This window comes from Bradyrhizobium sp. CCBAU 45389 (genome assembly GCF_028128625.1).
GTDB classification, from domain to species: Bacteria; Pseudomonadota; Alphaproteobacteria; order Rhizobiales; family Xanthobacteraceae; genus Bradyrhizobium; species Bradyrhizobium liaoningense_B.
Genome location: NZ_LBIY01000094.1, coordinates 140,008 through 160,613 on the forward strand (window position 1 = coordinate 140,008; position 20,606 = coordinate 160,613).

27 protein-coding genes are annotated in these 20,606 nt (G+C 63.3%); 16 read left to right on the plus strand and 11 right to left on the minus strand.

Annotated features, from left to right (window positions below; all coding sequences use genetic code 11):
* Positions 1 to 37: 37 nt before the first annotated feature.
* Both XH79_RS25985 and XH79_RS25990 read right to left on the minus strand, forming a co-directional pair.
* The gene (locus tag XH79_RS25985) at positions 38 to 280 is read right to left on the minus strand and encodes a hypothetical protein (RefSeq protein ID WP_271583426.1); all 243 of its coding nucleotides are present in this window, start codon (positions 278 to 280) and stop codon (positions 38 to 40) included.
* Positions 281 to 368: 88 nt separating this feature from the next.
* On the minus strand, positions 369 to 848 hold the full coding sequence (locus tag XH79_RS25990; protein ID WP_271583427.1) for a hypothetical protein: 480 nt from the start codon (positions 846 to 848) through the stop codon (positions 369 to 371).
* Here XH79_RS25990 and XH79_RS25995 point away from each other — a divergent pair.
* From XH79_RS25995 to XH79_RS26005, 3 genes are all read left to right on the plus strand, one after another.
* A complete protein-coding gene (locus XH79_RS25995) occupies positions 832 to 1,458 on the plus strand; it encodes a tetratricopeptide repeat protein (RefSeq protein ID WP_271583428.1) in 627 nt (208 codons plus the stop codon). The two genes, XH79_RS25990 and XH79_RS25995, sit on opposite strands and share 17 nt — an antisense overlap.
* 142 nt (positions 1,459 to 1,600) lie before the next feature.
* Positions 1,601 to 1,816 carry a dodecin family protein gene (locus XH79_RS26000; RefSeq protein ID WP_212337104.1) on the plus strand — a complete coding sequence of 72 codons (216 nt, stop codon included), beginning with the start codon at positions 1,601 to 1,603 and terminating at the stop codon, positions 1,814 to 1,816.
* 295 nt (positions 1,817 to 2,111) lie between these two features.
* The gene (locus tag XH79_RS26005; protein ID WP_143109132.1) at positions 2,112 to 2,330 is read left to right on the plus strand and encodes a hypothetical protein; all 219 of its coding nucleotides are present in this window, start codon (positions 2,112 to 2,114) and stop codon (positions 2,328 to 2,330) included.
* A gap of 63 nt (positions 2,331 to 2,393) precedes the next feature.
* Here the strand turns inward: XH79_RS26005 and XH79_RS26010 are convergent, their stop codons facing one another.
* Both XH79_RS26010 and XH79_RS26015 read right to left on the minus strand, forming a co-directional pair.
* Positions 2,394 to 3,098 carry a hypothetical protein gene (locus XH79_RS26010; RefSeq protein WP_271583429.1) on the minus strand — a complete coding sequence of 235 codons (705 nt, stop codon included), beginning with the start codon at positions 3,096 to 3,098 and terminating at the stop codon, positions 2,394 to 2,396.
* Positions 3,099 to 3,353: 255 nt separating this feature from the next.
* Entirely contained in the window at positions 3,354 to 3,503 is a 150-nt protein-coding gene (locus XH79_RS26015; protein WP_254118827.1) for a hypothetical protein, read from the minus strand.
* A 102-nt stretch (positions 3,504 to 3,605) separates the two neighbouring features.
* Here XH79_RS26015 and XH79_RS26020 point away from each other — a divergent pair, with 102 nt between their 5' ends.
* Positions 3,606 to 4,064 carry a hypothetical protein gene (locus XH79_RS26020; RefSeq protein WP_212337108.1) on the plus strand — a complete coding sequence of 153 codons (459 nt, stop codon included), beginning with the start codon at positions 3,606 to 3,608 and terminating at the stop codon, positions 4,062 to 4,064.
* A gap of 52 nt (positions 4,065 to 4,116) precedes the next feature.
* Here XH79_RS26020 and XH79_RS26025 read toward each other — a convergent pair whose 3' ends face one another.
* The 4 genes from XH79_RS26025 to XH79_RS26040 form a co-directional block, all read right to left on the minus strand.
* Positions 4,117 to 4,938 carry a tetratricopeptide repeat protein gene (locus XH79_RS26025; protein ID WP_271583430.1) on the minus strand — a complete coding sequence of 274 codons (822 nt, stop codon included), beginning with the start codon at positions 4,936 to 4,938 and terminating at the stop codon, positions 4,117 to 4,119.
* A gap of 32 nt (positions 4,939 to 4,970) precedes the next feature.
* The gene (locus XH79_RS26030; RefSeq protein ID WP_271583431.1) at positions 4,971 to 5,654 is read right to left on the minus strand and encodes a substrate-binding domain-containing protein; all 684 of its coding nucleotides are present in this window, start codon (positions 5,652 to 5,654) and stop codon (positions 4,971 to 4,973) included.
* 18 nt (positions 5,655 to 5,672) lie between these two features.
* Positions 5,673 to 6,374: a GrlR family regulatory protein gene (locus XH79_RS26035; RefSeq protein WP_271583432.1), complete on the minus strand. Its 702-nt coding sequence runs from the start codon at positions 6,372 to 6,374 to the stop codon at positions 5,673 to 5,675.
* Between the two features lie 196 nt (positions 6,375 to 6,570).
* Positions 6,571 to 7,605 carry a glutamine synthetase beta-grasp domain-containing protein gene (locus tag XH79_RS26040; RefSeq protein ID WP_212337115.1) on the minus strand — a complete coding sequence of 345 codons (1,035 nt, stop codon included), beginning with the start codon at positions 7,603 to 7,605 and terminating at the stop codon, positions 6,571 to 6,573.
* A 538-nt stretch (positions 7,606 to 8,143) separates the two neighbouring features.
* Here XH79_RS26040 and XH79_RS26045 point away from each other — a divergent pair.
* Positions 8,144 to 8,347: a DUF2735 domain-containing protein gene (locus XH79_RS26045; protein WP_172788500.1), complete on the plus strand. Its 204-nt coding sequence runs from the start codon at positions 8,144 to 8,146 to the stop codon at positions 8,345 to 8,347.
* Between the two features lie 110 nt (positions 8,348 to 8,457).
* Here XH79_RS26045 and XH79_RS26050 read toward each other — a convergent pair whose 3' ends face one another.
* Positions 8,458 to 8,784 (minus strand): MliC family protein, encoded by a 327-nt coding sequence (locus tag XH79_RS26050; protein ID WP_271583433.1) that lies wholly within the window; start codon positions 8,782 to 8,784, stop codon positions 8,458 to 8,460.
* 70 nt (positions 8,785 to 8,854) lie between these two features.
* Between XH79_RS26050 and XH79_RS26055 the strand changes: the two genes are divergently transcribed.
* The 4 genes from XH79_RS26055 to XH79_RS26070 all read left to right on the plus strand — a co-directional run bounded on the left by XH79_RS26055 (position 8,855) and on the right by XH79_RS26070 (position 11,508).
* Entirely contained in the window at positions 8,855 to 9,613 is a 759-nt protein-coding gene (locus XH79_RS26055) for a tyrosine-protein phosphatase (RefSeq protein WP_271583434.1), read from the plus strand.
* Positions 9,614 to 9,635: 22 nt separating this feature from the next.
* Complete coding sequence (locus XH79_RS26060; protein ID WP_271583554.1) at positions 9,636 to 10,316, plus strand: SDR family oxidoreductase; 681 nt, start codon at positions 9,636 to 9,638, stop codon at positions 10,314 to 10,316.
* A 96-nt stretch (positions 10,317 to 10,412) separates the two neighbouring features.
* Positions 10,413 to 11,099: a DUF2161 domain-containing phosphodiesterase gene (locus XH79_RS26065; RefSeq protein ID WP_212337123.1), complete on the plus strand. Its 687-nt coding sequence runs from the start codon at positions 10,413 to 10,415 to the stop codon at positions 11,097 to 11,099.
* Positions 11,100 to 11,202: 103 nt separating this feature from the next.
* Positions 11,203 to 11,508, plus strand: a complete 306-nt coding sequence (locus XH79_RS26070; protein WP_063683963.1) for a hypothetical protein — start codon at positions 11,203 to 11,205, stop codon at positions 11,506 to 11,508.
* 76 nt (positions 11,509 to 11,584) lie between these two features.
* Here XH79_RS26070 and XH79_RS26075 read toward each other — a convergent pair whose 3' ends face one another.
* Both XH79_RS26075 and XH79_RS26080 read right to left on the minus strand, forming a co-directional pair.
* Positions 11,585 to 12,190 (minus strand): GNAT family N-acetyltransferase, encoded by a 606-nt coding sequence (locus XH79_RS26075; protein WP_271583435.1) that lies wholly within the window; start codon positions 12,188 to 12,190, stop codon positions 11,585 to 11,587.
* A gap of 152 nt (positions 12,191 to 12,342) precedes the next feature.
* Positions 12,343 to 12,741, minus strand: a complete 399-nt coding sequence (locus tag XH79_RS26080) for a PaaI family thioesterase (RefSeq protein ID WP_212337126.1) — start codon at positions 12,739 to 12,741, stop codon at positions 12,343 to 12,345.
* A gap of 118 nt (positions 12,742 to 12,859) precedes the next feature.
* Between XH79_RS26080 and XH79_RS26085 the strand changes: the two genes are divergently transcribed.
* The 7 genes from XH79_RS26085 (at position 12,860) to XH79_RS26115 (ending at position 20,602) form a co-directional block, all read left to right on the plus strand.
* Positions 12,860 to 13,681, plus strand: a complete 822-nt coding sequence (locus XH79_RS26085; protein WP_212337128.1) for a cobalamin-binding protein — start codon at positions 12,860 to 12,862, stop codon at positions 13,679 to 13,681.
* Between the two features lie 69 nt (positions 13,682 to 13,750).
* Entirely contained in the window at positions 13,751 to 14,674 is a 924-nt protein-coding gene (locus XH79_RS26090; RefSeq protein WP_212337130.1) for an AraC family transcriptional regulator, read from the plus strand.
* Positions 14,675 to 14,871: 197 nt separating this feature from the next.
* On the plus strand, positions 14,872 to 17,169 hold the full coding sequence (locus XH79_RS26095) for a TonB-dependent siderophore receptor (RefSeq protein ID WP_271583436.1): 2,298 nt from the start codon (positions 14,872 to 14,874) through the stop codon (positions 17,167 to 17,169).
* A gap of 18 nt (positions 17,170 to 17,187) precedes the next feature.
* A complete protein-coding gene (locus XH79_RS26100; RefSeq protein WP_271583437.1) occupies positions 17,188 to 18,354 on the plus strand; it encodes a PepSY-associated TM helix domain-containing protein in 1,167 nt (388 codons plus the stop codon).
* Positions 18,351 to 18,545 (plus strand): hypothetical protein, encoded by a 195-nt coding sequence (locus tag XH79_RS26105; RefSeq protein ID WP_271583438.1) that lies wholly within the window; start codon positions 18,351 to 18,353, stop codon positions 18,543 to 18,545. The genes XH79_RS26100 and XH79_RS26105 overlap by 4 nt, the downstream gene beginning before the upstream one ends.
* Positions 18,546 to 18,586: 41 nt before the next feature.
* Positions 18,587 to 19,027: a hypothetical protein gene (locus XH79_RS26110; RefSeq protein WP_271583439.1), complete on the plus strand. Its 441-nt coding sequence runs from the start codon at positions 18,587 to 18,589 to the stop codon at positions 19,025 to 19,027.
* A 156-nt stretch (positions 19,028 to 19,183) separates the two neighbouring features.
* A complete protein-coding gene (locus tag XH79_RS26115; protein ID WP_212337136.1) occupies positions 19,184 to 20,602 on the plus strand; it encodes an LLM class flavin-dependent oxidoreductase in 1,419 nt (472 codons plus the stop codon).
* The last annotated feature ends 4 nt before the right edge of the window (positions 20,603 to 20,606 follow it).

Here is a 20,606-nt window from a genome sequence, read left to right on the forward strand (position 1 = left end):
CGTGACGTTTGCCGCTGCGTCCGTCAAGCGGAAGCCCTTACGAGGCAAGAAAAATGAAAAGCGCCATCGCAACAGGCACAAAAATCGCCAAAGCCAACAGCTGCCCTTTTGCGAAATCGTGAAGATCGACCGGGTCGATTGGAAAGAGACCAAGAGCACAATTCGCATAAAGGAACGAGTTCTGATCTTCACCATCCGCCGGGTGTGCAGATGGAGCCTTGTCGTCCCCCGCGTCACGAACGAGAGACGTTTGCAACTGCCCCTGGGATCTCTCGATCATCGCGTTTCTCCTCCAATCTGCAAGAGGCGCGCCGCAGTCAAGGAGTGATGCCGTGGTCCGCTGTCAGCCCTCCCGCAGGGAGGGGCGTTCAGCGTCGTCCGCTTGCAAAGCTGTACTCGACTTTCAGTTCGATGGGTCCACCGGTATCGCCAAGTTCGCGGCGGAGCTCCTCGCGCACGGCGCGGCGGGCGGCCGCCGGCAGGGATGTGAATGCTTGCCCTGCCGATCCTGCGCCTCGCTCGATTGGCTCGAAGTAAGTGTCAAAGGAAGGCAGCGTGAAAACCCTGGCCTGCAAAGTGATCTCCACATCCCTGAAATGTGCGTCCTCAAAAAGCGATTTCAATTTCATTTCATTGCCGAGCGCAAAAACGCGAGCGGCGGCCTTCGCCAGCGACGGTAGGTAGCGGGCAACCGCAAGGTTGATGCGCGTATTATAGGATCGTTCCGGCACCGTGCTGACTGAAACAGCGGTGCGCCCGCCGCGACGAAGGACCCGATGGAATTTGGCGACGCCGCGCTGCGGGTCGGGGATCCTGGCGGAAAGGACGACGATGCGGATCACCGGCATGCAGAGCGTCGATCGCGATGCCGACATCAGGAGCAGCGAAGAGCTCGTGACCCGTGCACTCGTCGCCGACCCGAATTCCTATCATGCACGTCATGCCAAGGCGCGCCTCCTCGTCGCGCAAGGCTGCGCCGAGGAGGCGCTGATCGAGGCGGAGCGGAGCCTGCGGCTGAATCCCGGCTTCATTCCGAGCTATCTTGTGCTCTGCCAGGCGAACCTCATGCTTGGGTTGGCCACGAATGCCATTGAACATGCGCGAAGGGTGAAGCGGCTGAGCCCGCCTGATCCCTACCTCTACGTATTCCACACTCAGGAGGGACTGGCGCAGATCATGCTGGGCGAGGACGATCTCGCGGTCGCCTGTCTTCGTCAGGCAGTGGCGAACAATCCGGAATTCCCGGCCGCGTCGGGCTACCTCGTTGCCGCCCTTGCGCTCAATGGAAACACCATGGAAGCGCGTGAGCAATTGGCGCGTTACCTTGCGCTACCGGACACGCGCATCAATACCGTCGCAGGCTGGCGGCGCATGGCTTATTCGCAGCACCCCGCCTATTTGGCTCTTCGGGACCGAATCTACAGCGGCCTGCAAGAGGCCGGAATGCCAACCGGCTGATCCGGCAGTTAATTCGGTGCCAAGAGCCGCCCTCTGCGAAATGCAGTTTGTTCCCTCTCGGCTCCGGGGGTATCCCCGAAACGGTATCAGCGCCGAGATCCTGATGCTAGATTTCCCGGGTCATACCGAACGGGAGGACGATATGCCTGATAGCGTCTACAAGGTCATAGAACTGGTCGGTACCAGCAGCGACTCATGGGAGAAAGCGGCCGCCAATGCGGTCGAGCAAGCTGCAAAATCTCTCCGGGATCTTCGCGTTGCAGAGGTCGTCAAGCTCGATATGCAACTGGATGACAAGGGAAAAGTTGAGGCCTATCGCGCCAAGATCAACGTATCGTTCAAGTTCGAGGGCTCCTGAACCTCAGCACCTCGCCCCCGCTTGCGGGGGCGAGGATGGCTGATTGGAAAGGGCGCGTTGCGCGGCCCGCCCCACCGGGCGGTGTGATCCATCCCGAAGTAGGCCCTAGTCCGACTAGGGCCTATGTGATGTCGTCGAATTTCGGACTCGCGCGTTGTAGCGAACGGAATGCGTCTCATTCATCCGCCCATGGTCATCGCACAGAGTGATCCTTTGGGCGGTTCAATCGCGTACCGTCCGATTCTTAAGTGCGCTACCTGGTTGGGTAGCAGAATGGTCGCAGGAGAAGCCGATCATGACTGACGATCAGGTCAATCTCGTCGTTCAGCACCTTTGCGAGCAATTGCACCTGGCGCTCCGATTGAAGAACAGCGAGGCACATCCACCAAATGCCAAGGATATTGGATTTGATGCTGCCTCTGTGAGAACTGTACTGCTGACCGGGTTGCGTTCGGCGGATGTCACGATCCGCCACGAGGCAGCCGGGGCGAGCGAAGAGCCGCCGTGGTCCTGAACGCAAAACGCGGGGCCTGCTTCACGTCGGGAAGCGGACATCCGACGTATATGAGTACATGTCCTACGCCCGCCGCATCAGCTTGAGCGAAGCCGCAAGGCGCAGGCTGCGCTTGCCGGCGAGCGCGATGCCTTCGAGCTCGCCGCTGTCTTCCGTACAGGTCCCGGAGAAACCGATCCCGACCTCATAGCCGCCGAACACGGGGTTCTCGCCCTTCGCCGGCGTGTGCTCCTGGTTCAGCATCTCGCCCTTCCAGCGGCCGTCCGCCGAGGAATAGGAGCCGAGATAGTAGAAGAACGCATCGCCGCCGAGGATGCGGCCGTCGATCAGCAGCATCACGCCGGAGAGCCCGGCCTCGACCCCGTCGAGCGCGCGCAGGCTCATCCCATAGAGCCCGTTGGCGATGCCGCCCGGCCCGATCGCGCCGCGCGGCGGCAGCGCCCCGTCGTCGAGCCGCGTCATGTTGGCCCAGAAATGAGCGCCCGGCATCGTGTTCGCACCGCCCTGAAGACGTATCTCGTTGCCGTACAACCGGCCGCGCGCCCTGATCGAGGCGACGTCGGCCCCCATCAGCGGCTTATAGGTGGGATCGAGGTTATGCCGCTCGGTGATCACTTCGGCGCTGATCTCGCCGTCACGCTCCACATAGGTGCCAAGATGCGCAAAGCCCGAATTGCCGCCCAGCATCTTGCCGTCATGCAGGCACATGATGCTGCGGCCGAACGCATCGTTGACGCCGTATTCAACCTTGTAGAGTCCGTCCAGCAATGCAATTCGCCCGCAAAATCAAAAGGAATCGCGGGTTACCTAGCATTGCTGCCGCCCCGGTTCCACCCGGCTTTTCCGCGCAGGCCCCTTAGAGACCTCGCTCTGCCATGTTGCCATTATGCCCCTGTTTTGCCCGACGGGTCAAACAGATTTCGTAAAATCAGCAGAACGGGATTTCGGCGTGATTTCAGTGCCCCGGCTACTGTGCATGGGGTTGTTTTTCGACTTTTTGTTTTGGCGGGCCTTCCCGGCGCCTCAGTGACGCTTGAAGTACTGCACCTCGCGCTCGTGCTTCTCGGCCGCCGCACGGCTCCTGAACGTGCCGAGGTTGCGGCGCTTGCCGGTCCTGGGATTCACCTTGCGTGAATAGAGGCGATATTCGCCGGATGCCAATTTGCGGATCATGATCGGGCCTCCTGCTGATCGGGGTTCAACGACCAGTGCTGGAGCTGGTTCCTGCTTGAAGGGCCCTTCGAACCCGCCGGAGCAAGCGCGCGACCAAGGGGCATGAACCAGACAGAGCCATCACCCGAAGAGCAGATCGCCGAATTCGTCACAAGCGCGGCGAAGCAGCCGCTGCTCGATGCCGCCTTCGAACTCTGGCGCTGGCGCTACCGATTGAATTCGATCGAAGGGCGTCCGACCGCCGAAGAGGTCCGCATCAATCGCACCCTCACCCCGCAGCAGATGACCGCGAAATATCGCTACGACCGCGACCATGCCCATGAGGGGCCGATGTTCGGCTACGTGAAGCGCGCCCATCCGCGTGCCGACGATGAAGCGATCCGGCAGGCCATCATCACCGCCGTCAAGTTCGAGGGCGCGACTGAAGCGCACTTCAAATGGGACGGCGATTTCTGGGCCTGCATCGTGCGCGCCGTGGCGCAGGCCGCCGCCGAGTATCCCGATTTTCTCGAGACGACCTATCGCGACGCTCGCAACAATCTCGCCTACTACATGAAGTGAGCTGCGTGCCACGTTGTCGAGCATTCTCACCTCTCCCTTCGGGAGATGTGAGTCAGAAGCACAGCGTGGTGACGAGCTTGCCCTGCTTGTCCTTGATCGCATACGGGCAGCGAATGCGCTCCAGCGCCTTCTTGGCGTCCTCATCGCCGAGCGCTGCCGCGCGCTCGTAATAGGCCTTTGCGGCGTCCTTGTCCTTGGGCCCACCGCGGCCTTCCTGGGCGAAGGCACCCATCCGCTCGAGCGCGCCGGGATGATTTTGCGCCGCCGCCTTCTCGAACAGCGCGCGCGCCGCGACGTCGTCCTTTGCGCCGCCATCGCCTTCAGACAGCATCAAGCCGAGCTGGTACTGCGCCTCCGCATTGGTCTCGGCGGCCTTGCCCAGCAGCGCGCGGGCCTGCGCGGGATCGGCCGGCGCGGCGCCACCTGCGCTGCCGATCGCGGCGAGGTTGCTGACGCCGCGGGGATTGCCGGCCTGCGCTGCCTTCTCGAACAACTTTCGCGCTTGTGCCTCGTCTTTGGCGACGCCTGCGCCGGTGCCGTAGAGCACGCCAAGCTCGACCATCGCCGCGCTCGATCCCTTGTCGGCCGCCTTGCGCCAGGCCGCGATCGCCTCCGCCGTCTGCCGATTGGCTGCATAGGCGCGTCCCAGCGCGAACATCGCGCGGCGCGAGGCGTTTGCTGCCTGCTTGCAAAACTTGATCGCGGTCGCGACGTCGGACGCAGCGATCTCCGCAACGCCCTTCACGTCGGCCGGCTTGTCGGGATCGCTGGGATCGGCCGCAACGCGGTCGCACAGGACGAGATCGGCCGACTGCGCGTGAGCTGCGAGAGGCGCGGCGAGCGCGAGAGCGATGGCAAGGAGATGAGTTCGCATGATCGCCACGTTGCGTCCCCGTCCCGGCAAATTCAAGGCTCGAGACCGGATTGGCGGAGGACAGGCACGACCTCCGGTGAGGCCAGGTAGCGGAGCAGCCGATCGGCCGCGACGGCATTGTTCGCGCTCGCGATGCAGCCGGCGGAGAAGATGGCTGGCGTTTGCAGCTCATGCGGGATCGGGCCGACCACCTCGATGCCGCCGACCTGCTTCAGCTCGCTGATCTGCTGCACGGCAAGATCGGCCTCGCCGCTGACGAGCCGCTCCGCCGTAAAACCCTGCTCGACGATGGTGGCCCTGGCGTTGATCTCGATCGCGATGCCCATCCGCACGATCAGCTGGGCGAAGTAGACGCCGCTCGCGCCCAGCCGCGAATAGGCAACGGACCGCGCCGCGAGCAGCGTCTGGCGCAGACCGGCTTCGCTGCCGATATCAGGATGCGGCTGCCCTGCCCGCACGGCAATGCCGACATAGGAGCGCGCCAGATCGGCCGCGCTTTCCGCAACCACGCGGCCCTCGCCGATCATCTCGTCGAGCCCCTCGCGCGTGAGGATCACGAGATCGGCGGCCTCGCCGCCGCGCAGCCGCTTGAGCAGGGCCAGGGTCGGCGCAAAGTCCGCATCGACATGAATGCCGCTGGCGGTCTCGAAGGCAGAGGACAGGCTGCGCATCGCGCCCGCCAGGCCGAGCGTCGAGAGCATGCGAACGTTTTCCATGTGCAATTCCTGTAGCGTTCAGGCGCGGTGCATCAGCTTGAGCGCGGCGGTGAGGCGCAAGGATCGCTTGCCGGCGAGTGCCGTCGCCTCCAGCACCGCCTCGTCGGCGTCGTAGCTGCCGGAGAAGCCGATGCCGACCTCGTGGCCGCCGAAGATCGGATCGTCCTTGGCCGGCGTGTGCTCCTGGTTGAGGATCTGGCCCTTCCAGCGGCCTTTCGCGGCGGTGTAGCTGCCGAGATAGTAGAACGCCGCATCGCCGCCGAGGATGCGGCCCTGGTTGAGCAGGATCACGCCGGTGAGGCCGCCGTCGATGCCGTCGAGCATGCGCAGATGCACCGAGTAGAGGCCATCGGCGATACCGCCTTCGCCGAGGCCGCCCGCGATCGGCACCTCGTCCTCGCTGATCGGCGTCATCACCGACTGGAACGGCACGCCCGGCAGTTCTTTCAGCTCACCCTTGAAACGATAGAGATCGCCATCGGCCCAGCCCTTCGCCAGCAGGGTCGCATCATCGGTGCCGGCCATGGCGCGGTAGTTCGGGTCGGGGTTGTGGCGGACCGTCTTGATCACGACGTCGACGCCCTCGTCGGTCTTCTCGTAGGTGCCGATATGGGCGAAGGCCGAATTGCCGCCGAGCATCTTGCCGTTGCCGGCATGCATGACGCTCCGGCCGACGGTGTCGCCGAGCTGAAACCGCACCTTGTAGAAACCCTCAAACACCAGCCGTGTCCCCGGCACCAGCGCGCATCCAGGGGCACTCTATCCCGCTTTCGACGGCGGTGGACAAGTTTCGCGCGGCACAGCCCCGCACGTCACGGGATTGCTGTCATCAGAATGCAAAAATCCGCCGGAGCCTTGCAGCTCCGGCGGATTGAGCGCCAACCCGGGCCAGCCCCCCAGCCCGGGCCGGGAGATCTTAGGCCGCGGCCTTCTTGTCGGTCGGCACGGACGAGATCGTCTTCAGGATCTGCGAAGCGATCTGGTAGGGGTCGCCTTGCGAGTTCGGACGACGGTCTTCCAGATAGCCCTTGTAGCCGTTGTTGACGAAGGAGTGCGGAACGCGGATCGAAGCGCCGCGATCGGCAACGCCGTAGCTGAACTTGTTCCACGGCGCGGTCTCGTGCTTGCCGGTCAGACGCTTGTCGTTGTCCGGGCCGTAGACGGCGATGTGGTCCATCAGGTTCTTGTCGAAGGCAGCCATGAGCGCCTCGAAGTACTCCTTGCCGCCGACCGTACGCATGTACTCGGTGGAGAAGTTGGCGTGCATGCCCGAGCCGTTCCAGTCGGTGTCGCCGAGCGGCTTGCAGTGGAATTCGATGTCGATGCCGTACTTCTCGGTGAGGCGCAGCATCAGGTAGCGGGCCATCCACATTTCGTCAGCGGCCTTCTTGGAGCCCTTGCCGAAGATCTGGAATTCCCACTGGCCCTTCGCGACTTCCGCGTTGATGCCTTCATGGTTGATGCCGGCAGCGAGGCAGAGGTCGAGATGCTCTTCGACGATCTTGCGGGCGACATCGCCGACGTTCGAGTAGCCGACGCCGGTGTAGTACGGACCCTGCGGAGCCGGATAGCCGGCCTCGGGGAAGCCGAGCGGGCGGCCGTTCTTGTAGAAGAAGTATTCCTGCTCGAAGCCGAACCAGGCGCCGGCATCATCGAGGATGGTGGCGCGCTTGTTGGAGGCGTGCGGGGTCTTGCCATCGGGCATCATGACTTCGCACATCACGAGCACGCCGTTGGTGCGCGCGCCGTCCGGGAAGACGGCGACCGGCTTCAGCACGCAATCGGAGCTGTGGCCTTCGGCCTGCTGGGTGGAGGAGCCATCGAAGCCCCAGAGCGGAAGCTGCTCGAGCGTCGGGAACGACGCGAATTCCTTGATCTGAGTTTTGCCGCGCAAGTTCGGAGTCGGCGTATATCCGTCGAGCCAAATGTACTCGAGCTTATACTTGGTCATTGAGCCTCTCTGTAGATGATGCGAAAGGTTGGGGGCCCTGGGGCCCCCGCACGTTTGTACCCGGCCATCATCGGCCGGCGCTTTACAAGCATTTAACGTGCCAAAAGGCCGCAGTACCGGGGGTGTTCCACGGCAGCCGGCCCCTCCCCGACACCGGCAAACCATCCACAGCGGCCTGCGTCATAGCCGCGCACCTTCGCGTGAAGCTGCACCGCAAAAATCCCGCGAAAAACGCCTGATTCTGGAGCAGCAACCAGGTTGCCCGAACTTGCCGATGAAACGCGCATCAACGTCGAGTAATTTTCGCAAAGCATTCCGCCCCTGCCTAGCAACCTTTGGAATGGCCTAGGCGTTAGTCATCTGCACGGTGCCTTGGGGGATGCAGACGGCTGCCTGCCTACAAAATAGGCCGCAACTGATCTCCTTTTCAGCACTTTCCAATTCGGGATGCGCGGCCGATATGGGGATTCCAGTAACCACAATCGAACGAGTCGGGCGCACCATGGAGGCCAAGGCGCTTCGACCAAGGAGAATCGCAATGATGAACAATGGTCTGAGTCACGGATCTGCAAAGATCTACCAATTCCCTGTCGGGGGCCGCGCGGCTCTCGCCGGACGCCGCTATGGCGAGACCCGCTTCCCCGCCGATCAGGCTTCGCTTCCCGCGAACGTCTCGATCTGCAGCGACAGCTGGTACCACCAGGACGCGGTCGACGAAGCCAAGCCCAAATGGGAACGCTAATGCCAGCTGCTGGTTTGAAAGCGCCGGGCTCTCGCAAGCAGCCGGTAGCAGTTTAAAAAAGGGTCGAAACAACGGTGTTTCGGCCCTTTTTGATTCGTGTTGGCCCCCCATTAGATCCCGGGCTTTTCGATCACCGCGCAGGCCGTGACCGGCCGCTTCAGATGCTTGACCGTGGTCGTTCCGGTCTTGCCGATAACAAGCGTGATCCCTGCCCCCGAATAGCGCGCGCCCGAGACCGACAGCCGCTTGGCGAGCGTGACGGGTTCGCCGTCGATCTGGAGGAAGGCGCGCTTGTCGTAGTCATAAAATCCCACGATGAACTGGGTACCGTCGGCGCAGCGATAGGTCCGGAAGGTCTGCGCATCGGCCTGCCGCGCACTGAGAATTCCGACCGCCAGCATGGTGATCGTCAAAACAATGGCCTTGTGCCGGCCCATGATCGCCCCCTGTAATGGACTTGAAGGACGCCGTAGTGCGTCCAGTGGAACCATAACCCAAGCCGATCTGATGCAAGACTCTTCCCTAAAAGACTCCCCTGCCCGCCACCTCGCCCTGCAAGGCGCCAGTAATTTTCGCGATCTCGGCGGCTATCGGACCGCCGACGGCCGCACCACGCGCTGGCGGCACATCTTCCGCTCCAATCATCTCGGGCAGCTCACCGCAGCCGATGTCGAGATCGTCCGCGCGCTCGGTGTCAGAAGCGCATTCGATTTTCGCGGTGTCGAGGAGCGCGCGGCCGGCGTCTGCGTCGTCAACGAGATCACGGTTTATTCGCTGCCGATCGAGCCAACCGTCGTCGCCGCGCTGCGCGCCGAGATCGCGAGGGGGACACTGACCGCACCGGTCGCGCTCGAGCTGATGCGCGAATCCTATCGCAACTATGTTCGCCACAACACGCATAGCTTTCGCGCGCTGTTCGGCCATCTGCTCGAAGACCGCGCGCCGCTCGTGATCCATTGCACCGCCGGCAAGGATCGCACCGGCTTTGCCAGCGCGCTGATCCTGCATGCGCTGGGCGTCGCCGACGACGTCATTGCCGAGGACTACCTTTTGACCAACCGCCACTACAAGCGCGCCCCGTCGAACGCCGTCGATCTTCCCGCCGACGTTCTCGACGCGATCGGCTCCGTCGAATCCTCGTACCTGGCGGCAGCGTTCGAAGCCGTCGGGCGCGACTATGGCGATCTCGAAACCTACTTGCGCGATGGGCTCAAGCTCGGCACAGCAGAGCGAACCGCACTGAAGGCGCTCTATCTGCAAGCGTAGCGGCTGCGCCGGGAGAACGATGATGCAAGGCAAGGTTCTGGTCGTCACCGGCGTGCTCGGCGCGCTTGGCAAAGTGGTTGCCGAAGTCGCACAGTCTCGCGGCGTACTCATCGCCGGGATCGATCATGCGCCCTCGCAACTGCCGGCAACGCCCCAGCGCATCGAGATCGGCGACGTCGATCTGTCCGACGCAGCGCAGGCGAAGACCGCGATCGATGCCGCGGCGAAGCATTTCGGCCGGCTCGACGGGCTGATCAACATCGCCGGCGGCTTCGCCTTCGAGACCGTCGGCGACGGCGACGTCACGACGTGGCAACGCATGTATGCGCTGAACGTGCTGACGGCGCTGAGCACTTCGCGCGCGGCGCTGCCGCATCTCGCCGCCTCCGGCGCCGGCCGCATCGTCAACATCGGCGCAATGGGCGCGCTCCAGGCCGGCAACGGCATGGGCCCCTATGCCGCCTCAAAGGCCGGCGTACATCGCCTCACCGAGGCGCTCGCCAATGAGTGGAAGGGCAAGGTCACCGTGAACGCGGTGCTGCCCTCGATCATCGACACCAAAGCCAACCGTGCCGACATGCCGAAGGCGGACTTTTCCAGGTGGGTGACGCCGCAGGAGCTCGCGGAGGTGATCCTGTTCCTCGCCAGCGATGCCGCCAGCGGCATCACCGGCGCGCTGATCCCGGTCGGCGGGCGGGTGTAGCTGCGTTCAGATCGAATCGTCCGGGGCCGGCTCGGATTCAATCGGAGCCGAGAAGGCTCTAGACTGCACGCAACTGATTCTCCGATCGGACCACCCGTGGAAACCGCGCTCTACCTGCCCGTCAAACGCTTCCTCGAAGAGCTCGGCTTCACCGTCAAGGGCGAGATCGGCGGCTGCGATCTCGTCGGCCTCAGCGCCGGCGATCCGCCTGTCGTGGTGATCGGCGAGCTCAAGCTCGCCTTCAATCTCGAGCTGATCCTGCAGGCGGTCGACCGCGCGCCGGCGGGCGACGAGGTCTGGATCGCCGCAAAAATGTCCGCGCGTGGCAAGGGACGCGAGAGCGATGCGCGCTACCGCAATCTCTGCCGCCGCCTCGGCTTTGGCATGCTGGGGGTGACCGACCGCGGCCAGGTCGAGGTGCTGGTCAAGCCGCCGACGGCGGCCCCGCGTCGGGAACCGAAAATTCGCTCACGGCTCGTTGCCGAGCATCAGCGCCGTCAGGGCGATCCGGTGCTCGGCGGCAGCACGCGCGCGCCGATCATGACGGCCTACCGGCAGCAGGCACTGGCTTGCGCATCGGAACTCGCGACAGGCCCGCGGCCCGTCCGCGAGCTGCGTGTGCGCTGTCCCGATGCCGGCAAGATCTTGCTTAACAATGTGTATGGCTGGTTTGAGCGCGCCGAACGGGGAATCTACGGGCTCACCGAGGCCGGACACGCCGCGCTGAAGCGCTGGCCGCAGCAAAGGGTCGAGGCCGATGCCGGTGCTCCGTCACCACCCTGACGCCGGATCGATGCAAGTGGTGAATAGCTGAGATGCCACACCAAATTCATATTGCAATGCAACATATGCAGCACTAGGTATCCCGGATCGAAATGAGGCTACCATGAGCGCAGACTGGAATACCAAATACGGCACGCGGCGCGTGCGTCACGATCCGCCGACCCTGGACGAGGCGATCTTCGCCGCCGTCGGAATTACCGACGACCAGGAGCAGCAGGCCGAGATCGCCGCAGCTCTGATGGGGATGCCGCTCGATGTCGTCCAGGCCGAGGTGAAGAAGCAGGCCCGCACCAACAGCCGCATCACCGCAACGCGCGTGATCGCCGGCGAGCAGGGCGCGCAGCGCTCGGTGGTGGTCGAACGCCGCGTCGTTCGCCGCTTCAGCACCGCTACGCGCACCGGTACCTGAGCGTTTATCTTTCGATCCGAAATAAAAAGCGGACCGGTTTTACCGGTCCGCTTTTTGATTCCAGTCCGCTTCTGAACTAGGCGGCGCGATTGCCGTACATGCTGGAGATGATCTTCCAGCAGGTCGAGTTGAAGCTAAGCAGCGCGCGGCCTGCCGTGAACGGCGCTGCCGCGAGATCCGCCAGTTCGGCCTCGGGCGTCTTGGCGAGATCGATCGTTCCGGTCGATTCGCCGTGACGGAAGGCCAGATGCGCGCCGAACTTCTTGGCCAGTGCCCGCATCGCGTGATTCTCGGCACCGGTGGTGATGCGCAGCTGCTTGTAGCCCTTCCAGCGCGCCTCCGCGATCAAGCGGCGGAATAGCACGGTGCCGACGCCCTGGCGGCGTGCCGAGGCTTCCACGCTGAAAGCGACCTCGGGCAGTGAACCATCTTCCGGCGGATGCAGTTCCGCCGCACCGCGAACCATGCCGTCGACGATATAGGCGACGATGACAGTGCCATCCTCGGCACAGCGGGCGGCGTAACGCTCGATGAAGCTGTCGTCGAGAAAGCCGTTGAAACGGTCATGCCGGCTTTCGGCATCGAGTCTCAGCAGGTGATCGCGCAAAAGCGGCAATTCTTCCTGCTGGATCAGGGTCCGCACATAGCCCGGAGCCGTGCGGACAGTCGCTTGAAGTACCACGTCAAAACTCCTCTTGGTGTCCCTCGAGGAGGCGTTCGAATCCCTAGGCCCCCTATATTGTGCATCGCAATATGATTTTCAAGACGGGAACCTGCCCAACTTAGTGGCATCGGAAGCGACTATTTCGTTAACAAAATCAAGGCCCCGTAGTCTTACAGGACCAGCTGCGTCTGGGTCACCACAGCCACCAACTTCCCGTCCTCAGTCTCCAGCCGGGTGGTCCAGACCTGGGTCCGCCGGCCCCGGTGGACCGGGGTGGCAGTGGCAATCACCGTGGCCCCCTCTCTGGCCCCACCGATGAAATTGGTCTTGCTCTCCAACGTCGTGGTGCCCTTGGCATCCTCGGGCAGATTGATCACGGTCGCCGCGGCGCCGACGGAATCGGCCAGCGCCATCACCGCGCCGCCATGGATGGTGTGGTGCAGGGTGCAGAGATCAGGCCGGACCGTCATCCGCGCCACCACGCGGTCCTTCTCGGCTTCGACGAATTCGACGCCTTTGAGCTCGGCGAACGGCATCTTCATCGCTTTAAGTTTCTCGAGCGGCGTCATCGGATCTCCTCCCAATTCCTTGTGTTGTCAGGGTGAATTGCTTCGCGCGGCAAAGCAATGACGTCCGAGGTAATGGCCGCCGTGACATCGCCTGCAACGTTTGCGCATATGGTGCACCATGCGCCACTACCCACCCCGCCGCATCGTCTGCCTGACCGAAGAGACGGTCGAGACACTCTACCTGCTCGGCGAGCAGGACCGCATCGTCGGCGTTTCCGGCTACGCCGTCCGTCCGCCCCAGGTGCGCCGTGAGAAGCCGCGGGTGTCGGCCTTCGTCTCCGCTGACATCCCGAAGATCCTGGCGCTGGAGCCGGATCTGGTGCTGGCCTTCTCCGATCTTCAGGCCGGCATCGTCGCCGATCTCGTCCGCGCCGGCATCGACGTCCACGTCTTCAATCAGCGCGATGTCGCCGGAATCCTGGCGATGATCCGGATGCTGGGCGCGCTGGTCGGCGTGGCCGAACGCGCGGACCAGCTCGCGCAAGGCTTCGAGCAACGCCTGGCGACGATCGCGGCAACGCCTCGCCCCTCGCCTCGACCAAGGGTCTATTTCGAGGAATGGGACAATCCGTTGATCTCGGGCATCGGCTGGGTGTCCGAGCTGATCGAGATCGCCGGGGGCGTGGATGTCTTCCCGGAACTGCGACATCGGCAGGCGGCAAAGGATCGAATCGTTTCGACGGAGGCGGTGCGCGAAGCCGCACCCGACATCATCCTCGCCTCATGGTGCGGCAAGAAGGTCGTCCCTGCCCGCATCCGCGCACGCGATGGCTGGAGCGCGATCCCCGCCGTACGCAGCGACCGCATCGTCGAGATCAAGTCGCCGATCATCCTGCAGCCGGGACCGGCGGCACTGACGGACGGGCTCGACGCAATCGTGACGGCGTTGTGGGGCGAGCGCATGTCCGACCAGACCGCGGGGTTCTTGGAAGCATTCTAGTTGCGGGTCATTCTGATCGACGACAAATAGAGCGTGCTGCCCTGCGCCGACCGTTTCCTGGAATGGCACGTGACGCACATCTATCATCGCATCTTCGACGAATTCAGCATTCTCGACGCGACGAACACATCGCGGGCGGACGAGTTTGCCAAGATCGTGCGGTGGCTGGAGTTTCCCGGATGCCTGTTCCAGCGCAACGATCTCGTTCTCGATAGCGAGATACGTTCCGAGGGCGTGATCAAGCCCGGGCTGTACGTTTCGGTCGTGCTGAAGGGCGCCGGCATGGGCGGACCGCTCAACGGCGTCGAGCGAACGCGCTACTCGGATAATTCGATCGTCGTGATGGGCCTGCGCACACCGTCGCACTGCGGTGGACAGGCGGCCCGGGGGACGTACATGTTCGCGGCCGGCCTCGCCTTTCCCTATTCCTCGATCGAACGGCTGGGGCTGCAGCGCGAATTCCTTGACCTGTTCGCGCAGGCCGGCTCCGACCAGTTCGCGATTTCGTTGAAGGCCCCCGCACGAATTCTGGCGATGGCGACGGAAATGCTGACTCCAACGGTGCGTGGGCGCGTGGAAGAACTGTTGCTGTCCGCACATGCGCTGGAAATCCTTGTGAGAGTGATTTCCATGGCCGGAGCCCGCGCGATCGCAGACCCCGTGGGCGACATCAAGCGGCGGCGCCTACGCGCCGTGCGCGACGCGATCGACGCAGATCTGCGGCGGTCCTGGACGATCCCGCAACTGGCACGCGAGGCCGGCATCAGCCGCCGTTCCTTCAACACGCACTTCCGCCGTGTCTTTGGCATGAGCGCTGCGGACTATTTGCGGACGCGGCGTCTCGAAGCGGCCAAGGACGCGATCATCGAGCAAGGTGTCTCGATCAACGAGGCAGCCTATCTTGCCGGTTACGGCAACCCGGCCAATTTCGCGACCGCCTTTCGCAAACATTTCGGGCAGGCTCCAAGTCGCATTCGCGCGCTGAAGCATTGATCGGCATTCGCCCTCCCGATGCCGCGAGGCTGCAGATCGATCCAGCCAGCCCGGTGCTGCGACGAAATGTCTTGCCGGCCAATCTGGAACTTGTCGACAAGCGATCAAAGGATTTTTGCGCACACGCAAAGGCGGCACTGCACGGATTCGGCACCTAATCGCCCCGGACTTGGAATGGCGTGGACAGGTTTGGGGCAATGGAATTTCGAACGCTGAAGAATGAGAAGCGGCTGACTGCAATGACGCTTGCCGGACTTGCGATGGTGGCAATGACGAAATCGCCCGCGCAGGCTCAGAATGCCGGAGGCACCCTGCCGCCCGTCACGGTCGACGCGCCCAAGCCCGAGCGCGCCCGCGCCAAGCCGGTCCGATCGACGAGCCCGGCTCGCGCAACGCGCACCGTCGCGCGGCGCGCCCCCGCAGCCACGCAACAGGCCGTGCCTGCCGTCTCCGGAGGCGAGAAAGGCAATGGTCCGGTGACCGGCTATCTCGCAAGTCAGAGCATGACCGCGACCAAGACCGACACGCCGATCCTGTCGACCCCGCAGTCGATCTCGGTCGTGACCAAGGACCAGATCGAGGCGCAGGGCGCGCAGAACGTCAGCGAGGCGCTGCGCTATACGCCGGGGGTCACGGTGGTGAGTTTCGGCGCCAACGCCTTCTTCGACACGTTCAAGCTCAGGGGGTTCGAAGCGCCGCGCTACCTCGACGGCCTCCGCCTGCCGGCGGACACCACCACTTTCGCCGTGCCGCGCATCGAGACCTATGGCCTGGAGCGCCTCGAAGTCCTGAAAGGCCCCTCGTCCGGTCTCTACGGTCAGTCCGATCCGGGCGGCCTGCTCAACATGGTCAGCAAGCGCCCGACCGCGACCCCAACGAATGAGATCGTCGGAAGCTTCGGATCGTTCGAGCGCTTCCAGGGCGCGTTCGATATCGGCGGCCCGATCGACAAGGACGGACAGTACCTTTACCGCATCGTCGGCCTCGGCCGCGACAGCAACACGCAGACCGACTTCGTTCAGGACAACAAGCTGTTCATTGCACCGAGCTTCACCTATCGCCCGGATGCGGACACGAGCTTCACCATGTTGTCGCAGTACCAGAAGGTCGACAACAAGGGTTATCAGCAATACGTGACCGGACAGGTCTCGTTCCTGCCCAATCCGAACGGCCACATTCCCTACAGCCGCTATCTCGGCGAGCCCTCGATCGACGGCTATCATCTCGAGCAATTCATGCTCGGCTACGCGTTCGAGCACCGCTTCAACGACATGTTCCAGATCCGGCAGAACCTGCGTTACACGGAGGTGACCAACGATCTCGCTTCGGTCCGCACCGAAGGCATGGTGACCGATCGCCTCGTTGCCCGGACCTACAACTACGTCAAGGCGAGCGCCGCCAATGTCGCAGTGGACAACCAGATCCAGGCCGACTTCGCGACCGGACCGCTCACCCACAAGGTCCTGCTCGGCATGGACTATTTCAACCTTTGGTCCAATACCGACTATCGCACGACCGTTATCGCTCCGATCGACGCATATAGCCCCGCCTATGGCGCGGCTGTGCCGTCGTTCTCGTCCCTTGCGCCCTTCATTCTGCGCAGCGACAGCCTGAAGCAGGCGGGTCTTTATATCCAGGATCAGGTCAAGCTCGACCGCTTCACTCTGACCCTGAGCGGGCGGCAGGACTGGACGAGTTCAGGTTTCCAGAGCCTGGCATTCTATCCGCCGGCCGGCATCTACAATCGCGACGACTCCGCGCAGACCGGGCGCGTCGGCTTGAGCTATCTGTTCGACATCGGGCTTGCGCCTTACGTCAGCTACTCGACGTCGTTCACCCCCAATCTGGGCGCAGACCTCACGGGCAATTCGTTCAAGCCGACCACGGGCGAAAACATCGAGGGCGGCGTCAAGTTCATGCCGGTCGGATCGAACTTCATGGTCACCGCAGCAATCTTCGACACCAAGCAGAAGGACGTGCTGACCACGAGCCCGATCAATCCCTTCTTCAGCGTTCAGACCGACGCCGTACGGGTCCGCGGCTTCGAGCTCGAGGTCAAGGGCAATCTCACCCGCGAGTTCGAAATCACCGGCGGCTACGCCCATCTCGATCCGAAGGTCACCCAGAGCATCGCGGGCTATGCCGGCAAATACATGATCAATACAGCGCTGGACCAGGCTTCGCTTTGGGGCAAGTACACTTGGTATGACGGCCCGCTCGCAGGCTTCGGCATAGGCGCCGGCGTCCGCTATGTCGGAGACACCTATGGCGACAATTTCAACACATTCGTCGTCCCGTCCTACACACTGATCGATGCAAGCGCGAGCTACGACTTCGCCTATCTCCGGGCCGACTGGAAGAACTGGAAGGCCCAGATCAACGTGACAAACCTGACCAACAAGTATTATGTCGCCTCGTGCTTCACAGGTCTGGCCTATTGCGGTTTCGGCAACGCGCGCACGGTGCTCGGTACCTTGAAATACACGTGGAACTGAGAAGAGCTGGAACTGGCTTTGACGGCAGCGACAATATCTCTCCGACGATGGGGCTTCGTCCACAAATGGTCGAGCCTCATCTGCACCCTGTTCATGCTGCTCCTGTGCGTTACCGGGCTGCCGCTGATCTTTCACGACGAGATCGACGATCTCCTGCACGATCAGGTCAAGCCAGCGGAGGTGCCGCCCGGGACACCGCAGGCCAACCTCGATTCCCTCCTCGCCAATGCGCTCGCCAGCGCGCCCGGCAAGGTGCCGCATTTCCTGGTCTGGGATCGGGATGATCCCAATGCCATGGTCGTCAGCGTGGGCCCGTCGATCACCTCCGACCCGTCGAAGAATACGCTGGTCCGGATGGACCTCCACACCGGCGCGTACCTCGATGCTCCCGACGTTACCGGCCGCTTCACCTACATCATGCTGAAGCTGCACACCGACATGTTTGCAGGGCTGCCCGGGAAACTGTTTCTCGGCCTGATGGGGATCCTGTTCTGCGTCGCGATCATCTCCGGTATCGTGGTCTATGCCCCATCGATGCGGAAGCTGAGCTTCGGCACTTATCGCGCACGCCGGACCCGCATCGTCCGCTGGCTCGACGTCCACAACCTCGCCGGCATCCTGCTGGTGGCCTGGACGCTGGTGGTCGGCTTCACCGGCGTCATCAACACCTGGGCCGATCTCGTCCTGAAGCTCTGGCAGTTCGGGCAGCTGTCCGAAATGACGGCCCAATACAGCGGTCGATCGGTTCCGGCAAAGCTGACCCCTGTCAATGCCGCGGTCGCGGTCGCCTCTCAGGCCGTCCCGGGGATGACACCGAGCTTCGTGGCGTTCCCCGGCACGATCTTCAGCAGCAAGAGCCACTATGCGGTCTTCCTGCATGGCAACACGCCGTTGACGTCGCGGCTGCTCAAGCCGGCATTGATCGATGCCGAGACCGGAAAGCTGACCGACACCCGCGACATGCCCTGGTATGTCTCCGCTCTCTTCATCTCGCAGCCGCTGCATTTCGGCGACTATGGCGGGATGCCGCTCAAGATCATCTGGGCCGTGCTCGACGTGCTCACCATCATCATTCTCGGCACGGGCGTGTATCTGTGGCTGCGCCGGCGCAAGGCTGGCGTGACGGTGGAGCGGAGCATCGCAAGCGCTTCCAGCGTCGAAAACGCGGCACTGACATCCCCATGAGTACACATCGGGTCGTCCATCGCTCCCTGGCGCAAATCTTTGCCGCGCCGACCATCGTCGCCCTGGTCAGCACCGCGGGCCTGATCAGCGCACTTGTCGGCGACGGCTGGTGGGACACAATCTCATGGACGGCACTCGGCATTCCGCCGCTGCTCTATCTCGTTTTCCTCTGGCGGCGGAAACCGCGCTGAACCGCGGCAGCGCCACCGTTCCGGAACAGAGTCGTGCTGCAATGGTCTTTCGCAACGTGGCAATCAAGGACATCGACGTGACCGGACACATCCAGATGGGCGGCCCCGCGCACGACGCCTGGGCCTGGTTCGTTGCAGCCGTCGCACGCTGCTATCAACGGCCCGAAAGCGTCATCCGGCGCATGCTGCGCTACAGTGCGGCGAAGGGCCATGATGCATTCCTGAACAAGCTCGCGGGCGATCCCGCCTATTTCGGGCGGCAGCTCGTGCTGCCGCGCCACGGCGCCAAATTGTCGAACCTGCCGCTCCGACGGGAGTCACAACAGGCCGCCGCCTTGTTACCCCTGCTTGCAAAGGACGCCCTCGAGACAGGAGCTCCCGATCCGCTCCGCGGTCTCTTCGTCGCTTCAAGGCTTCCGGAGCGGCGCCGCCGCGCCAAACGATTGCCGGCAACCGATCGCGTCACCGCATTGGCGATCTGACATTCATCGTCGCCGCGTCGCGCACATAGGCGTCGACCTTCACCTCATCCCGTGTTCCCTCCCAGCACAAACGCCGGGCGCGCGTAAGCAAGACGCTCGATTGCCGCGTCGCTAGCCTCTGATCCGACGAAACCTTCGCAACCCAGGGGCCTGTCCATGCGCAATCGTCTGATCCTCAACTGCTTCTCGATGAACGTCGTCTCCCACATCTATCACGGACTGTGGCGCCACCCCGACAGCACGCAGATGCATTTCGACAAGCTCAGCACCTGGATCGAGCTGACCAAGCTGCTCGAGCAAGGCTGCTTCGACGCGCTGTTCCTCGCCGACGTCATCGGCATCGACCCGGCCTACAAGGGATCGTGGGACACCTACATCAGGGAAGGCTTGCAGATCCCCTGCAACGATTCCGCCGCGCTCTCCGCGGTATTGATCGGCGTCACCGAGAACCTCGGCCTCACCTTCACCAGCTCCATCATGTCGGAGCATCCATTCAGCTTCGCCCGCCGGCTATCGACGCTGGATCATCTCAGCAATGGGCGCATCGGCTGGAACATCGTCACCAGCGTCAGCCACAACGCCGCGCAGAATTTCGGCTTCGACGAGATCATTCCGCATGACGAGCGCTACCGGCGCGCCGACGAATACATGGAGGTCGTCTACAAGCTCTGGGAAGGCTCGTGGGACGAAGGCGCAGTGCTCGGCGACAGGGAGAACGGCGTCTATGCCGACGCCAGCAAGATCCACCGCATCTACCATTCCGGCGAGCGCTACCGGGTGCTGGGGCCGCATCTCTGCTCGCCCTCGCCGCAGCGTACGCCGGTGCTCTACCAGGCCGGCGCCTCGCCGGTCGGTCAGTCCTTCGCCGCGCGCAATGCCGAAGGGACCTTCGTGCTCTATCCGACCATCGAAGGCGCGCGCAAAGGCATCGCGGCGACCCGCGCCGTCGCGTCAGCCAACGGACGGCGGCCGGAGGACCTGAAATTCATCCAGGGCTTTTCCTTCGTCGTGGGGAGCACGGAGGAGGAAGCGTGGCGCAAGTCCGACGAGATCGACAAGGGCGTCAGCTATGACGGCCTCGCCGCACATATCAGCCGGGACATGGGCATCGACCTCGGCATGCTCGACCGCGACATGCCGATCGAACAGGCCAACATCGAGGGCCTGCGCGGGTTCATCAGCATGTTCGAGGCCAGCAATCCCGGCAAGAAGGCGCGCGTCCAGGACCTCGCCTACGCGCTGTCCTATAACAGCCGGATCGTCGGCACGCCCGAGAGCATCGCCGACCAGCTCGAAGCCTGGCAGGATGCGGGCGTCGACGGCATCAACATGATCTGCCAGTATTTTCCAGGCTCCTATCGCGACTTCATCGAGCACGTCATCCCGGTGCTGCAGAAGCGCGGCCTCGCCCAGCGCGAATACGCGCCGGGCACGTTGCGCGAAAAGATGTTCCCCGGCAGCGGCGGCCGGCTGAACGACCGCCACCCCGCCGCGCGCTATCGCGGCGCCTTCAAGGGCGGTGGCGAGAAGAGCGCGGGCAGCACCGGCGTCAAATGGCAGACGGAACGCGCATGAGGAA